At 40.0% G+C, this 16087-nt stretch carries 13 protein-coding genes; 9 read left to right on the forward strand and 4 right to left on the reverse strand.

Going from position 1 to position 16087, the window contains the following annotated elements:
• Window positions 1–2430: a SusC/RagA family TonB-linked outer membrane protein gene (locus tag IPK31_17815; protein ID MBK8089628.1), complete on the forward strand. Its 2430-nt coding sequence runs from the start codon at window positions 1–3 to the stop codon at window positions 2428–2430.
• Window positions 2431–2464: 34 nt separating this feature from the next.
• A complete protein-coding gene (locus IPK31_17820; protein MBK8089629.1) occupies window positions 2465–3964 on the forward strand; it encodes a RagB/SusD family nutrient uptake outer membrane protein in 1500 nt (499 codons plus the stop codon).
• Between the two features lie 147 nt (window positions 3965–4111).
• On the opposite strand, the gene IPK31_17825 is transcribed toward IPK31_17820, so the two are convergent.
• Together IPK31_17825 and IPK31_17830 are read right to left on the reverse strand one after the other, a co-directional pair.
• Window positions 4112–4549 carry a CHRD domain-containing protein gene (locus IPK31_17825; protein MBK8089630.1) on the reverse strand — a complete coding sequence of 146 codons (438 nt, stop codon included), beginning with the start codon at window positions 4547–4549 and terminating at the stop codon, window positions 4112–4114.
• Between the two features lie 177 nt (window positions 4550–4726).
• A complete protein-coding gene (locus IPK31_17830; GenBank protein MBK8089631.1) occupies window positions 4727–7129 on the reverse strand; it encodes a S9 family peptidase in 2403 nt (800 codons plus the stop codon).
• Between the two features lie 243 nt (window positions 7130–7372).
• On the opposite strand from IPK31_17830, the gene IPK31_17835 reads away from it, so the two are divergent.
• The 7 genes from IPK31_17835 to IPK31_17865 all read left to right on the forward strand — a co-directional run bounded on the left by IPK31_17835 (window position 7373) and on the right by IPK31_17865 (window position 14687).
• Window positions 7373–8287 (forward strand): ATP phosphoribosyltransferase, encoded by a 915-nt coding sequence (locus tag IPK31_17835; protein ID MBK8089632.1) that lies wholly within the window; start codon window positions 7373–7375, stop codon window positions 8285–8287.
• Between the two features lie 40 nt (window positions 8288–8327).
• Entirely contained in the window at window positions 8328–9605 is a 1278-nt protein-coding gene (gene hisD, locus IPK31_17840) for a histidinol dehydrogenase (GenBank protein ID MBK8089633.1), read from the forward strand.
• 215 nt (window positions 9606–9820) lie between these two features.
• Window positions 9821–10873 (forward strand): histidinol-phosphate transaminase, encoded by a 1053-nt coding sequence (gene hisC, locus IPK31_17845; protein MBK8089634.1) that lies wholly within the window; start codon window positions 9821–9823, stop codon window positions 10871–10873.
• Window positions 10874–10904: 31 nt separating this feature from the next.
• Entirely contained in the window at window positions 10905–12182 is a 1278-nt protein-coding gene (locus IPK31_17850) for a PQQ-dependent sugar dehydrogenase (GenBank protein ID MBK8089635.1), read from the forward strand.
• Window positions 12183–12187: 5 nt separating this feature from the next.
• Window positions 12188–12601, forward strand: a complete 414-nt coding sequence (locus tag IPK31_17855) for a cytochrome c (GenBank protein ID MBK8089636.1) — start codon at window positions 12188–12190, stop codon at window positions 12599–12601.
• Window position 12602: 1 nt separating this feature from the next.
• Window positions 12603–13745 (forward strand): bifunctional histidinol-phosphatase/imidazoleglycerol-phosphate dehydratase HisB, encoded by a 1143-nt coding sequence (gene hisB, locus IPK31_17860; GenBank protein MBK8089637.1) that lies wholly within the window; start codon window positions 12603–12605, stop codon window positions 13743–13745.
• A gap of 99 nt (window positions 13746–13844) precedes the next feature.
• On the forward strand, window positions 13845–14687 hold the full coding sequence (locus IPK31_17865; protein MBK8089638.1) for a universal stress protein: 843 nt from the start codon (window positions 13845–13847) through the stop codon (window positions 14685–14687).
• A gap of 155 nt (window positions 14688–14842) precedes the next feature.
• On the opposite strand, the gene IPK31_17870 is transcribed toward IPK31_17865, so the two are convergent.
• Window positions 14843–15430 (reverse strand): hypothetical protein, encoded by a 588-nt coding sequence (locus tag IPK31_17870; GenBank protein ID MBK8089639.1) that lies wholly within the window; start codon window positions 15428–15430, stop codon window positions 14843–14845.
• Window positions 15431–15551: 121 nt separating this feature from the next.
• Complete coding sequence (locus IPK31_17875) at window positions 15552–16058, reverse strand: hypothetical protein (GenBank protein MBK8089640.1); 507 nt, start codon at window positions 16056–16058, stop codon at window positions 15552–15554.
• Window positions 16059–16087 lie beyond the last annotated feature (29 nt).

Here is a 16087-nt window from a genome sequence, read left to right on the forward strand (position 1 = left end):
GTGTTTTTAAATACCGGTTTTTCAGAAAGAGGTATTGCTGAATACGACCGTGTAGGTGCATTTGACTATTATCCGCTTATGTGGCAGGCCATGAAGCATGGCTTAATGTTCCCTACTACCGGTACAGGTCAAACAGAAGCTGTTGCGGCACAAAATGCTACTAATGGTATTGCCGCTCAATTAATTTATAACCCGTTTGGTGTTCCAAATAATCAGGTGGTGGATGTAAACGGCGTAATGAACCCAAATGCTAAACTTATTTACAATGATTTTGACTGGTATAGCCCGATTGAACGAAACGGTATGCGTAATGAAGTCGGGTTCAATTTATCATCAAAAGCAAATAAGTCAGATTACTATTTTTCACTGAACTATCTCGATGATAAAGGATTCGTAACTAAATCGGATTATCAGCGTATCAATGCAAGACTGGCAGTAAACACACAGGTAAAAGAGTGGTTGAAGACCGGAGTTAATTTAACAACAGTATTGGTAAGCTCTAACCAGGCAGCAGGCGATGGATCAAACACCTTCATCAATCCGTTTGTGTTTGCAAGAGGTATGGGCCCTATTTACCCTGTGCGTGCATGGGATGCAACAGGTAATGCCGTTTTAGATCCATTTGGAAACCAGTATTATGATTATGGAATACACCCGGGCTCTATCAACAGGCCATCAGGTGCTTCCCCCGGTCGGCATATCATTTATGAAACGATGTTAAATGAAAGTATTCAAAAACGTAACAGCATACTTGCAAGAACATATATTGAAACGAAGTTTTTAAAGTATTTCACGTTAACTGCAAATGCCGGTATTGATTTAAACAACTCAAGAAGCCAAACTTTCCAGAACCGTATAGTTGGCGATGGTGTTACCGCAGGTGGTACTGCCGGCAGAACATCGGACGAATTCAGAACTATTTCGTTCAACCAGATATTGAACTATAATCAACAATTCGGGCTGCATGATGTTTCGGTTTTAGCTGCTCATGAATCGCAAAAAAATGTTAACGAATTCTTTTCCGGATCAAGAAGAGGTATGAACCTGGATGGTAATATTGAATTAGCCAACTTTGTAACATTGGCAGGGGTAAATGGTTCTCTTGACAGGTTAAGAAGAGAAGGTTATTTATCAAGCATTAAATATGGCTACGATAAAAAATATTATTTCGACGTATCGTACCGCAGAGATGCATCTTCACGTTTTTCTTCGGAAAGTCGTTGGGGTAATTTTTACTCCGCAGGTGTTTCCTGGTCGGTAATGCGTGAAGGATTTATGGCAAATGCGAAATGGATCAATGACTTAAAGTTCAGGGCATCATACGGAACAGTAGGTAATGATGAATTAGACACTTATTACCAATACCAGGCCTTATATGGCTTAGGGTGGAATAATGCAGGAAATCCCGGTGCATTGATATCAACAGTACCTACTCCTGAATTAACCTGGGAGGTAAATAAAACGCTGAATGTAGGTCTTGAATTTGGAGTATTAAATAATCGTATCTCCGGTTCAATTGAATACTTCGATCGTGGATCATCCGAGTTGTTATTCAGCGTGCCACAGGGTTTATCTGCTCCTGTTACAGTAAAAAATGAGAATATCGGAACAATGTGGAACAGGGGTATTGAAGCCCAGTTGAATTTTGAGGTGGTAAATACGAAAAATGTTAATTGGGATGTACAGTTGAATATCACCAGCCTGAAAAATAAAATTACCAAGTTACCTGAAACAACCCCCACTATTGTAAGTGGTACCAAACGCTTAGAAGCCGGACAGGATATCTTTGCTTTCTATTTAAGAAGATGGTATGGTGTTGATCCTGCTGATGGAGCTGGTTTGTTTTATGCAGCTCCTGGTATTACATCAAATTATCGTGTTACAGCGAAAGGAGATACGGTTACCACCAATTCTACCAATGCAGCATTCCATTATGCCGGATCTGCGATTCCTAAATTCTTCGGGTCTGTTTCAAGTACGGTTGCTGTAAAGGATTTTGCTCTTTCGTTCTTACTGAACTACCAGGTTGGAGGTAAGTTTTACGATGGTAACTATGCGGGTTTACTTGGTATCGCCTATGGCCGTGCATTGCATACCGATGCATTACGTGCATGGAAAAAACCAGGCGATGTAACTGACATTCCACGTCTGGATATTAACAATACGGCACAATTCAACTCACAATCCGACAGGTTTTTGATTGATGCATCGTATTTAAATCTCCGTAATGTTACTCTTACCTACAAACTGCCAAAAACAATTGTAAGCAAAATCGGGTTTGATCAGGCTAAAGTTTATATAGGTGGCGAAAACCTGCTGATTGTATCGAAGCGAAAAGGAATGAACCCTGCTGAAAGTTTTAATGGAACAAATAGCCCGGTTTATGTACCCAACAGGTTATGGAATTTGGGTATAAATGTTACATTCTAATTTTAATCTCAATCATTCTTTAATTAAACAGATTATGAAAAAAATATTAATTGCAATTACTTTTCTAAGCCTGATTACAGGTTGCAAAAAGGACTATTTCGATGTGGGCCCCACAGGTAGTGCGGCTGCTCAAGATATCTTTACCACAACGGCAAATGCTTCGAATGTAATGAATGGTGTGTACCGTTATTTATACAGCAGGTATAGTGCTCAAAACCAACCTGGCCAGGGTGGTATTATGTTGATGTTCGATTTTATGGGCGAAGATGTTCATCAGGCAGTAGCCAGTTGGTACACTCCCGGTAATGGTTCAGGTGGCTGGGTAAACCACAGAAACGACAGCTACCTCTACGTGGAGTATCCGTTCCGGTTATATTATCGTTGTATTGGCAATGCCAATTCATTGCTAGATAATATCAATGCTGCAAGTGGTACCGATCCTGATAAAAACAGGTTGAAGGCAGAAGCGCTAACGATGCGTGCATGGTCATACTTTTATCTCGTGCAGATCTATGGTAAACGCTACGCTTCGGGTGCTGCAAATACACAATTGGGTGTATCAATGCCGTTAACAGCTACCTCAGCTGATCTGAAACTTCCCCGTTCAACTGTTGAACAAAATTATACACAGATCATTAAAGACCTATCCGACGCTGTTACAGCATTTGGTACGGCTTCCGCACCTCCTGCCGGTCCACAGCTAAAGTCGCATTTATCTCTTAAGGCAGCGTTGGCCATTCGTGCAAGAGTTGCGATGGCTATGCAGGATTACGTGAATGCAGCCGCTTTTGCAAAGCAGGTTGTAGATCTGGGTGGTCATTCACTTATGACCAATGCTCAATATCAAAGTGGTTTTAACAATTTGTCGAATACTGAATGGCTGTGGGGTGCTTATGTTCAGGACGATCAAGGGGATACTTTTGGTTCTTACTTTGGTCAGATTTCCTATGATGGAAATACTACCTATGTACGTGGTGTACCTAAACGCATCAATCAGGCATTGTACACTCAACTTTCAAATACTGATGTGCGGAAAAAAATGTGGGAACCCGCTCCAACAACAGCCAATTTCCCTCTCCCGACTACAGCTTTTTCCCGCACCCCATATATGAGCAGAAAGTTTGCAATCAGAACGCTTCCTACTATTGGCGATGTACCATACATACGTTTAGCGGAAATGTACCTGATCATGGCAGAAGCTTATGCAAGGACTCCTGGTAAAGAAGTTGATGCAAGACAAGCTTTATTTACGTTAATGGTAAATAGAGATCCAAGCTATACATTAAGTGTAAACAGCGGCCAGGCATTGATCGATGAAATCATGCTTCACCGTCGTGTAGAACTTTGGGCAGAAGGACACAGATGGTTTGACTTGAAACGTTTGAACCTGCCACTTGACAGAACACTTGTACCAAACTATGTACCTGCGTCTGCAGGAGGATTAATGCAGGTTCCGGCTGGCAGTAATCTGTGGGAATTTGTTATTCCTATCAGTGAAACTCAGGCAAATCCGAACTCTGTACAAAATCAATAAGTTCGGTCAGTTGTTTATTACATAAAAGGTTGGCTCATGCAATTGCATGAGCCATTCCTTTTATACTAAGTACTTAACATCAATGGTTACGAAAAAGAGATGCTTTGTCAAATAAAGTCATCGTTGTTAAATTTCATCAACACTAAATCAGTTCATAACTATCTTACCACGTATTTCTCCCGCAGGATAAGCCGTTGATGTTACATTGATATAATAACTGCCTGCTTTTAATTCTGCTTCTGCGGCAGCATCAAGTGTAACACTGAAATTTAACGGCGAAACAACAACTGCACCAAGCGAAACAACCAGTGATCCTTTCGTAGTTGCAGTTCCTTTCTCAATGTTCCAGCCTGTAGGTGTGATGCCTGAATAGGTTACTGTACCTGAAAAAGTTTTTGTGTCTGAATTATAAGTACCATTGAATGTAGCCGTAGCAGTAGATGCATTGGATGGCAGCTGGGTTGAACCATTTGCATCTGCTTTATACGACTGAGTAACAGGTTCGTCAGAGTTTTTTTTGCAACTAACCAATACCGCACTTGCCATGAATGCTGTAATTCCTAACAGCTTAAGTGAAAATTTCATAATGTAATAATTTAGATGATTAATACACTGCAATTTTCAATTACTGTGCCAGCAATGTTAATCACCATCTTCGGCAATGTGGGAATTATGTAACAATAAACTTAGTTCAGCCGGTAAAAGGCAAAAAAAATGATCTTAAAATATAAGATCATTTTTTATTATAACAGTTCATTTGGTTTATTTCGCTCCTTTCACATACTTCTCTAACCAAGTATGTTCTTCCCACAATAAATGCAGAATATTTTCTTTGCCACGGTATCCATGTGCTTCATAAGGAAGACTCACATAACGCACATTTGCACCATTACCTTTCAATGCAGCAAACATTCTTTCGCTTTGTATAGGATAAGTTCCTGTATTATCATCAGTATCACCATGCACTAATAAGATCGGCGTTTTCAACTGATGTGCAAAACTGAACGGACTCATTTCAAAATACAATTGTGGTAACTGCCAGTAAGTACGGTCTTCATTCTGAAAACTGAATGGTGTGAGTGTTCTGTTATACGCACCGCTTCTTGCAATACCTGCTTTAAACCAGTTTGTATGTGCCAACAGATTTGCAGTCATAAAGGCACCGTAACTATGTCCGCCAATACCTACTCTTGTACTGTCGCCAACTCCCATTGCTGCTAATTTATCAATGGCTGCCCTTGCATTTAATTTCAATTGGTCAACAAAATTATCATTGGGTTTTTTATCAGGCGATGTACTTACAATCGGCATTTCTGCATTATCTAAAATTGCATAGCCCTGTGTTACCCAGAATATAGGGCCGCCCCATCCTATTCTTGTAAACATGTTCTTCGATCCTCTTACCTGTGCAGCGTCACGTGCATTGGTAAACTCACGGGGATATGCCCAGATCAGCACAGGAAGTGGTTTGTCTTTTTTGGGATCATATCCTTTTGGCAAATAGAGATCACCGGTTAAATCAACACCATCAGTACGTTTGAAGGAAATCTTTTGTTTGCTGATGCCTTCCAACTGCGGATAAGGATTGGCAAATGCAGTTACCTGTCTGTCTGCAATTTTCAAACGCAGAGATTTGATCCAGTAGTTAGGTACTTCTGTCTGTGATTCTCTTCTTGTAAGTATGGTAAGATTATTCCTGTTCAAAACATCAATCACCATTTCATACACATCTTCACTGCATCGCCAGATGATTTCATTTTTCTTTGTTGTAAGATCAAAGCTGGAAATAAAAGGCAGATCACCCTTTGCTGAAGCGCCGGTTGTATTATTCATCAGCAGTTTACCATCATGCGGAATCACCACATCACGGCCATAAGAGTTTTTCTCAGTTACAGGATTACCAATATTGCTGTACGCATCATTCAAACTTCTTTCCTGCAATAATTCTGCTTCTCCTGTTGATGGATTTACTTTATACATTTTCGTCATTGCTTTTCCACGCAATGCTTCCTGTACAATGGCAAAGCTGCTGTTACCCCAGCGTGTTCCTGCATAACGCAGCTTCGTTTTAAAGAGTTCTTTTGCTTCTGCAGTAAAAGGAGCTGCCAGTGCATACAATGCATCATGAAATTCCACCTGGGTTTTGATCAATCCACCATCTAATGGTTTACACCAAACAACAGTAGCTGCTTCATCATCACGCCATTCAATAGCTCTTGGAGCATTCTGCACATTATCATTTCCTGCAGGTGCAGTTTCAGATGATGGAAGTTTAGCCACCTCTTTAATAAACTTTCCGGAAGCATCATGAATATTGACTGTTGCATTAAATCCAAATGCAGGAACTGTATAAGAGAATGGTTTATTGATTGTACGGATGAGTAAATATTTTTTATCAGGTGATGCATTCACTGAAACATAGATAGCAGGTTGATTGATCTTTGTTTCTACACCATTTACATTCTTTACCAGTTGTGCAGTACCAAAGAATTCAAACAGCTGTTCATCATACGGCGATTTGATCATATCCTGAAAAGTTGGCCTGGGCGCTGCACTGCCATAACTTTCCTGTACGGTTGGGCCCTTGGGTGTAATGGGACGTTTGGGCATTGCTGCCGGAGATTTTATTGCTGTCTTATATAAAAGCGTGTTATCATCTAACCAACTGAAGGCAGAACCCAGCACTACATTCAATGGGGTTTTATTAACCTTCATTGCTTTCTGTGTGGCCACATCAATTACATACAGATCAACCTGCGATCCGGTGCTGTGTGTAAATGCAATTTTCTTTTCATTATTACTCCAGGCAACGGCATTGGCTAAAAGATTTGCAGGCAAACCGCTGATCTTATACTCTTTTCCAGAAGCAATATTCTTTAATGTAAAATTGTTGATATAGTTCTGCCGGCTCAGTGAGAAATTCGCAGGATTGATACGAAGCCCTGCTACTCTTACTTCCGGCTGTCCAAGTTCTTCTACTGTTGGATAGGTATTCCGTTCAATCAGCAGCATCCATTCACCCTTACTGTCAATACTTACAGCAGGAGTTGGTTTTGCCAATGCTAAATCCATAATGGTTTTTGGGGGAAGCTGGTAGTTAACAGCATCCTGTGCAAATAGATGCACACAAATAAAAAGGGCGATAAATGTTGATAGTTTTCTCATGCAAATGAATGTTTGTTTTGTGTTTCGAATTTACTGATAACGGATCAGAGAAAATTACCGTTCAACAAAATATTTGCCGTTTCACATTATGACCTTATTTTTGCGCCATGATTATCAGCACACATATCCATCATCACCATACTTGCCTTGCCGGGTAAGCCAGATGATGTATTGTGTATAACAATAGTTGAAGGCTTACGAAAGTGAGCCTTTTTTATTTATTAGAATTTTAAACTACCGATGATGCAGGACAAAAAGTACACTCCCCTGAGCGAACTCAGCGGAGGTAATTCAGACAACCCTTCCAAGCTCCGAATTGCTATTCAGAAAAGTGGAAGGCTTTATGATGATTCAGTTAAATTATTAAGTGAATGTGGCATTGATTTACGCAATGTAAAAGACCGTTTAAAAACTGAATCAGATAACTTCCCCATGGAAGTATTCTTTTTACGGGATGATGATATACCGCAATACGTTGAAGATGGCGTTGCTGATATTGGTATTGTTGGTGAGAATGTGTTGTTTGAAAAAAACAAGAAAGCTGAGATTGTTGAAAAGCTTGGCTTTGGAAAATGCCGTTTGAGTTTAGCGATTCCGAGAAGTGAAACTTACAAAGGTGTGCAAAGCTTAGATGGCAAACGCATTGCAACAAGCTACCCCTTTTTAGTAAACGACTTTTTAAAGAAGAACAGAATTACTGCTGAAATACATGAAATCAGCGGCTCGGTTGAAATTGCACCGGGTATTGGTTTATCTGATGTGGTGGTTGATTTGGTGAGCAGTGGCTCTACCCTCTTCATGAACGGATTAAAAGAAGTAGAAACCATTCTGCAGTCGCAATCTGTGCTCATCAAAAATGATAAGCTCAGCAAAGAACAGGAAATGCTGCTCGATAAATTACTCTTCCGCATTAAAGCAGTAAAGAAAGCCAAGCGTAATAAATATGTGTTGATGAATGCACCGAATGAAAAGCTCAGCAATATCATTGCATTATTGCCGGGCATGCGGAGTCCGACCGTTTTGCCATTGGCAGAAACCGGCTGGAGCAGCGTACACAGTGTATTGAGCGAAGATGAATTCTGGGAAAAGATTGAGCAGTTAAAAGCCGCCGGTGCAGAAGGAATCTTAGTTGTGCCGATTGAGAAGATGGTGATGTAAGACAATTTGAAGATTTGGAAATTTGAAAATGAGTTAATGCATGCAGATTATTAAACATCCGAAAAAGAATGAGTGGAGCAGGTTGCTGAAACGTCCGGCACTTGATTCCAGTTCATTAGAGGCAAGTGTAACCAATATTTTACACCAGGTAAAAGCAAGCGGTGATGAAGCGTTGAAACGTTTCTCTACCATTTTTGATAAAGTATCGGTTGAAGAACTGCTTGTTTCAAAAGAAGAGATTGATGCAGTCGTTGCAACCATCAGCACTGAATTAAAAGATGCCATTGCAATTGCTAAAAAAAATATTGAAACATTTCATCAGCAGCAGGTAAGTACGGTTGAAAAAATTGAAACCATGCCCGGCGTAGTTTGCTGGCGCAAAACAGTAGCCATTGAAAAAGTGGGTTTATATATTCCGGGCGGCACTGCTCCTTTGTTTTCTACGATCTTAATGCTGAGCATTCCTGCAAAAATTGCCGGATGTAAAGAAGTGATCTTATGTACACCTCCCGGCAAAGATGGAAAGATCAACGCAGCTATTTTATATGCAGCAAAGCTTGTTGGCATTACCAATATTTATAAAACCGGTGGAGCGCAGGCAATCGCTGCAATGGCATACGGAACAGAAACTATTCCACAGGTATATAAAATTTTCGGCCCCGGTAATCAGTATGTAACCTGTGCCAAACAATTGGTACAGAAAGATGGAGTGGCCATTGATATGCCTGCCGGCCCGAGTGAAGTTTGTGTAATGGCTGATGATACAGCAAATCCTGTGTTTATTGCAGCTGATCTGTTATCGCAGGCAGAACATGGAACTGATTCACAGGTATTGCTGGTGAGCACGTCTGAAGTAATGATCAATGCAGTGCTTGTTGAAACAGATAAGCAACTGGAAGAACTTCCCAGAAAAGAACTGGCATCAAAAGCACTGGAGAACAGCAAAGCAATCTTATTAAAAGATGTCAATGAAATGATTGAGCTGGTGAATCAGTATGCAGCAGAACATTTAATCATCAGCTGCAGGGATGAAGATGTTATTGCAGAAAAAATTATCAATGCAGGTTCTGTTTTTCTCGGCAACTACTCACCTGAAAGTGTGGGCGATTATGCCAGCGGAACCAATCATACCCTGCCAACTAATGGTTATGCCAAAGCATATAGTGGTGTAAGTGTTGATAGTTTCGTAAAGAAGATCACTTATCAAAAGTTAACGCAGGAAGGATTGAAGAATATTGGGAAAGCAGTTGAGGTGATGGCGGAAGCAGAAGGATTGCAGGCGCATGCGGAAGCTGTGAGAAAAAGACGCCCCCTCTAACTCCCCCAAAGGGGGAGAATTTCTATGCACAGCCCTTGCTTTTCAACGTGTATAATTAAAATATAATTCTAAAAATAGCAGACGATTAATTTTCGCTTACGATCTCTGCCGACTGAAATACGAATACTTGAAATGCTGAATTACTATTGTTCACTAATAAACAAATGCCCGGCCTCCCTCTCTACAGGAGAGGGAACGAGGGAGAGGCTTTCATTATGTCTTTCGATTTAAACACACTACTTCGCCCCAACATCAAGTCCCTAACGCCCTACTCTTCTGCAAGGGATGAGTTTCATGGTGAGGCAAAGATTTTTCTTGATGCAAACGAAAACAGCATTGGTTCACCTTTGGTGAAATGGTATAACCGTTATCCCGATCCTTATCAGCATAAGATCAAAGAAAAATTATCTGCTATTAAAGGCGTTTCACCCAAACAGATTTTCATTGGTAATGGCAGTGACGAATGTATTGATCTGCTGTACCGTGCTTTCTGCAACCCGGGGAAAGATAATGTCATTATTTGTCCGCCTACTTACGGCATGTATGAAGTAAGTGCCAACATCAACGATATTGAATTACGCACAGCACCCTTGCTGAATGATTATCAGTTAGACCTGGTGCATATGGAAACACTGGTGGATGCAAACACCAAACTCATCTGGATCTGTTCACCCAACAATCCAACCGGCAACAGCATTAACCGTGATGATATTGAAATGGTTCTGAATAATTTTGACGGACTGGTAATTGTAGATGAAGCTTATATCAACTTTGCCCGTCAGCGTTCCTGCATTTCCCTGTTAAATGAATATCCAAACCTGGTAGTAATGCAGACACTCAGCAAAGCATGGGGGCTGGCAGGTTTACGTTTGGGAATGTCATTTGCCAGTGAAGAAATCATCAGCATCTATAATAAAATCAAACCACCTTATAATATCAGTGAAGCAGTGCAGGAATTGGTGATCAAAGCACTGGATAATGTGGAAGAAGTAAATGCCATGATCCAGGAACTGGTGAAAGAAAGAGGCAGGCTTGAAGAAGGGTTATCAAAACTGAATGTGGTAGAACGCATCTATCCTTCTGATGCAAATTTTTTACTGGTGAAAGTGGTTCATGCAAGAGCTATTTATGAATACTTACTCTCCAATCAGATTGTGGTACGTGACCGCAGTAAAGTGATTCTTTGTGAAGGATGTTTACGGATAACTGTAGGAACGGCAAGAGAGAATGATGAGATGCTGAACGCTTTGCAGAAGTTTATTGTTTAATGCTAACTTTAAACGCAGAAACAAAACCATTATGAACAGAATTATTTCATCAGTCATTTTCATTTTCGCTGTAACATTTACAGCCTGTGCGAATGATTCAACAAAAAACAGTCAAACCGCAAACAACGGTGGATTGAAACTGCCTGCCGGTTTTACAGCAACGGTTGTTGCTGATAAACTCGGTAATGCACGTCATATAGTTGTAAACAGTAATGGCGATGTGTATGTAAAACTGGAACGGTTGAAAGATGGCAAAGGTATTCTCCGTTTAAGAGATACCAACGGCGATGGCATTGCAGATGAAACTGTTGCTTTCGGAAATTTTGCAGGTACCGGCATTGCAATCAATAATGGATATCTCTATGCATCATCTGATGAAGCAGTGTACCGTTTCAAATTCAACAGTAAATATGAAGTGGAAAATCCTGATCAGCCTGAAGTAATTGTAACTGGTTTAGTGAATAAACGTCAGCACTCATCAAAATCATTGGTATTTGATAATACTGGAAATATGTATGTTACTATTGGAGCTCCCTCCAATGCCTGCCAGGAAAAAGATCGTACAGCAGGATCACCCGGACAAACACCCTGCCCTAGTCTAGAAACTGCAGGTGGTGTATGGCAATTCAATCCAAACAAACTCAATCAAACCTATGCAGATGGTGTTCGTTATATCACAGGCTTACGAAATGTTGTTGGATTAGACTGGAACTCATCCATGAATGAATTGTATGTAACGCAGCATGGCCGTGACCAGTTGAATCAATTACATCCCACACAATATTCAGTTGAACAGAGTGCAGAATTACCTGCTGAAGAATTTTTCATCGCAAAAAAAGGAATGGACTTCGGCTGGCCTTTTTGCTATTACGATCCAATTCAGAAAAAGAAAGTACTTGGCCCTGAATATGGTGGTGATGGAAAAATAGAAGGGCTCTGCGGAACAAAAGAAAAACCAATGTATGCATTTCCTGCACACTGGGCACCCAATGCTTTATTGTTTTATACAGCTAAGAAATTTCCTTCAAAATACCAGGGCGGTGCATTCATTGCTTTCCATGGCAGCTGGAACAGGGCACCATTGAAACAGGGTGGCTACAATATTGTTTTCCTTCCCATGAAAGATGGTAAACCAAGCGGCGAATATGAAATTTTTGCTGATGATTTTGCAGGTGGCGAAGAATTCTTAACTCCTGCTAAAGCAAAGCACCGTCCATGCGGATTGGCAATGGGAACAGACGGTTCCATGTATATCTCCGATGACCAGGGAGGCACTATCTGGAAAATAACTTATACAGGCGAAAAATAAGATTGATGAAGAAAATTTCTATTGCAGCGGTTCTGATCATTGGATTTATTGCTGTATCATTCAGTTCTGAACAAAAAGATTTTAAAGAATCCTTCCAGCGGGGCAAAGCAGTTTATAAGAAAGTGTGTATTACCTGTCACCAGCCTGATGGCGATGGTGTACCGAGAATGATTCCACCGTTGAGCAAAACAAAATATATACTGGGTGCAAAAGAAAAGCTGGTACATATCCTTGTAAAAGGATTAAACGAAGAAGTAGAAGTGAATGGAGATTTTTACAATACCCCTATGCCGGCGCAACCGCAACTGACTAACCAGGAAATAGCAGATGTATTAACCTTTGTAAGAAACAGTTTTGGGAATAAAGCAGCAGCGGTAACTGTAGCAGAAGTAATTAATATCAGGAAAAAAATTAAATAAGATGAAGCGAGTATTATTTATTGATCGTGACGGTACATTAATCAACGAAGCTCCACCAACCTATCAGCTTGATTCATTTGATAAACTGAGTTTTTATCCGGATGTATTTTTTTACCTGCGGAAGATTGCTGCTGAAATGGATTACGAGTTAGTAATGCCTACCAATCAGGATGGATTGGGTACAGCCGGTTTTCCTGAAGATACTTTCTGGCCACTGCACAATTTTGTACTGAAGAGTTTTGAAAGCGAGGCTGTACACTTTTCAGAAGTATTAATTGACCGAACCTTCCCGCATGAAAATGCCCCTACCAGGAAGCCGGGCATTGGCATGTTTACCAAATATCTTAACAACCCTGCATACGATCTGGCTAATTCATTTGTTATTGGCGACCGCATTACAGATATTCAGCTGGCAAAAAATCTTGGCTGCAAAGGAATCTGGATCAACAATGATGCAAGTCTTGGTGCTGCTGAAATAAAAGACCAGGTGGCTGATCTGCGTCAGTCAACCATTGTACTTGAAACCATTCACTGGAAAGAAATTTATGAGTTCCTGAAACTGGGTTTGCGTACAGTTGTACATGAACGTAATACCAATGAAACAAAGATCCGTGTTGAACTGAACTTAGATGGAAGCGGTAAAGCAAACATCAGCACAGGTCTTGGATTCTTTGATCACATGCTCGATCAGATTGCACGTCACGGCAAAATGGATCTCAACATCACTACTAATGGTGATCTGCATATTGATGAACACCACAGCATTGAAGATACCGGTATTGCTCTTGGTGAAGCCTTTGCAAAAGCTTTGGCTGATAAGCGTGGACTGGAACGTTATGGCTTTGCTTTACCAATGGATGAAGCAGAAGCAAAAGTGCTGATTGATTTCGGCGGTCGCAACTGGATCGTCTGGAATGCAACGTTCAAACGTGAAAAGATTGGTGAAATGCCAACGGAAATGTTCTTTCACTTTTTCAAATCATTCAGCGATGCCGCAAAGTGTAATCTCAATATTGAATGCCACGGCGATAATGAACATCATAAAATTGAAGCCATCTTCAAGGCCTTTGCAAAGGCCATTCGTATGGCTGTAAAACGGGATCCGTTGAGCAATTATCTTCCTTCAACCAAAGGGGTGCTGTAAATGGGCATAACTCATTCCACTGATAAAAGATTGCCATTCGTGTGATTTTTGTCATACCGGAGTAAAATTTCTATAATTAGTTTTATTTAAAATTTAGTTATGGAAGCAATCCTGGTTCCGGTAGACTTTTCATCTACATCAATGAACGCAGCAGCCTATGCCATGAATTATGCAAGGCAGGTAGGTGGCAAGCTCATCCTTGTTCATGTGTTTGAATGTCCGCTTGTGTACCCTACTTACCAGGGAGCAGAAATAACTCCACAGGGTTTGCGTGATATCAATATAAAAGAACTGCATTTATTGGCAGCTCAGTTAACAGAGAAAGAACCCTTGGTGAAAGTGGAGTGCATGCTGTTTGATGGCAAACTGATTGAAGTCATTAAACAACTGGAAGAATCCATGCAGATTTCAATGGTGATCATGGGAATTACCGGAGTTGGAAAAATGACGGAAAAACTGGTAGGCAGCAATACATTAGATGTAAGCAAATATATCTCAACTCCCGTACTCATCATCCCTGAAAAAGTTTCTTTTGTACGGATAACAGATATTGGTTTAACAACTGATTTCCGTGATGTGCAGGAAACCATACCGGAGAAAATGGTGAAGAAGATCATAGATACAACCGGAGCCAAACTGCATGTGCTGAATGTTGATTATGCATATCAATGGACAGAAGATGTATTGTTTGAAAGCGGGCTGGTGGAAAATATGTTTGAACACTATCATCCCAAGTATCATTTTATCGACAGGGATAATTTAGTGGATGGCCTCAATGAATACGCCGAAAAATACAGCATTGAATTACTGATCGTTATCCCGCAAAAACATAATATTATTGAAAAGCTGTTTGCAGGAAGCCATACCAAAGAGCTGGTTTTTCATGGCGAAGTACCCGTGCTGGTGATGCATAATACAGTGAAGCAGCCTGCAATGGCATAGCTTTGCATTCAGATATTTTTTCTTGCGCAGGTCTCCCGACCTGTGCATGGCCGTTACTTGATTTATTGAATGATTCAGTTGAGTTAATTCCAACTTTTTTTGTGAGATGGTAATTGTTTGGCATCAGGCAGTAAGGTTTGTGCCCGATTGTTTTTCTACTTTCTGTAAAGCTTTATGCATATGCAGCAAATCCAGATTAAAAAAACTGCAAAACTGATTTTCTGAATTACCGGTAAATAAACAATCATTCCTTTTGAGTAATAAACATAATTATTCAGTACAACCAGTAAAATATTCATAAGCCCAAATGCAAAAAGGTTGAACCACTTTACCTGGTAGAGACCAAGCAAGGTTCCAATTGTTGCAATAAGTCCAAATGCAGATGCAAGATTTGTAATTGAATCGTGGTCAAGTCCTGTAAACAAAAGGAATGCGGTTGACATTGAAAGTAAACCCGCAACCGGGATGCTCAGTTTGAGTTTTTTGCTGATATTGGTATGCCATGAAAACAGAATCCAGAAAAGCGAAAGAGTAATGCAAAGTACAAACAGTCCCATCATAGCAACCGGCTTTGCAGAATTAGGTTGCCCGTTCTGAGCGTTTTCACCCAGCAGGTTGCACCAGTAATTATTTACCAGGCTGAACCCAACAGAATGTTTGTCGGCCTGTGAACCACCCGGGTAAAAAAAAGCAGCAACAATATAAAGCACAATAAAAAGTATTGCGCCAAAAATGGGCGTCAAAATCAGAATACTTTTGTACTTGTTTGTTTGATTTGACAAAATGTTATTATTACTGGTAACTTTTAGGTATCAGGTCAGGATAACTACACTAGAGAGAAGAATAATGAGTTGAAATAATATTTCATACACTAATATCATCTGCTTCCAGCAATTCAAAAAAAAACTTTTTAGACCTTGATGTTTCAATATTAAATGGTATTAGAGCGATTAGATAGATAAATAATGTCACAAAAAAAAGAATTAAAAAGCCATAATTCATATCACCTTTTGAATAAATCATCCTGCCTGTTGAAATCATCCCGTTAATTAAGAATAACAACATGATAAACCACATTGTGTAAGTATAAATATGCATTCTTAATCTTACTACAACTTTTGCTGTGTTATTATTTTTCAGAATTTCTCCTTCAATAACCGGAAGAAATGAATTTCTGCCATCTATTCGACGGCTGATTCGAAATTTGTTATCCCAAATCTTACCATAATAAGGCTTGTTTTCAATTGAATAATCAAAGTTGAAGCTAAAAAACTGGGGCTCAAGAGTTATTTTTTCTCTTAGTCTATGCATAACCTCATCTTCTGTCAGACTCGTATGAATTTTGATGCGTTTATATGGGAAGTAGTTCATTCAATTTTTGCATTTATGTTACAGTTGTT

This window comes from Chitinophagaceae bacterium, from assembly GCA_016713085.1.
In the GTDB taxonomy this organism is placed as follows: domain Bacteria; phylum Bacteroidota; class Bacteroidia; order Chitinophagales; family Chitinophagaceae; genus Lacibacter.

Bases quoted from the DNA above. Each gene is read 5' to 3' on its own strand.
- hisC (MBK8089634.1), top strand. From the start codon at position 9,821: ATGTCTTTCGATTTAAACACACTACTTCGCCCCAACATCAAGTCCCTA.
- IPK31_17825 (MBK8089630.1), bottom strand. From the start codon at position 4,549: ATGAAATTTTCACTTAAGCTGTTAGGAATTACAGCATTCATGGCAAGT.
- IPK31_17855 (MBK8089636.1), top strand. From the start codon at position 12,188: ATGAAGAAAATTTCTATTGCAGCGGTTCTGATCATTGGATTTATTGCT.
- IPK31_17850 (MBK8089635.1), top strand. From the start codon at position 10,905: ATGAACAGAATTATTTCATCAGTCATTTTCATTTTCGCTGTAACATTT.
- IPK31_17865 (MBK8089638.1), top strand. From the start codon at position 13,845: ATGGAAGCAATCCTGGTTCCGGTAGACTTTTCATCTACATCAATGAAC.
- hisD (MBK8089633.1), top strand. From the start codon at position 8,328: ATGCAGATTATTAAACATCCGAAAAAGAATGAGTGGAGCAGGTTGCTG.
- hisB (MBK8089637.1), top strand. From the start codon at position 12,603: ATGAAGCGAGTATTATTTATTGATCGTGACGGTACATTAATCAACGAA.
- IPK31_17830 (MBK8089631.1), bottom strand. From the start codon at position 7,129: ATGAGAAAACTATCAACATTTATCGCCCTTTTTATTTGTGTGCATCTA.
- IPK31_17875 (MBK8089640.1), bottom strand. From the start codon at position 16,058: ATGAACTACTTCCCATATAAACGCATCAAAATTCATACGAGTCTGACA.
- IPK31_17820 (MBK8089629.1), top strand. From the start codon at position 2,465: ATGAAAAAAATATTAATTGCAATTACTTTTCTAAGCCTGATTACAGGT.
- IPK31_17835 (MBK8089632.1), top strand. From the start codon at position 7,373: ATGCAGGACAAAAAGTACACTCCCCTGAGCGAACTCAGCGGAGGTAAT.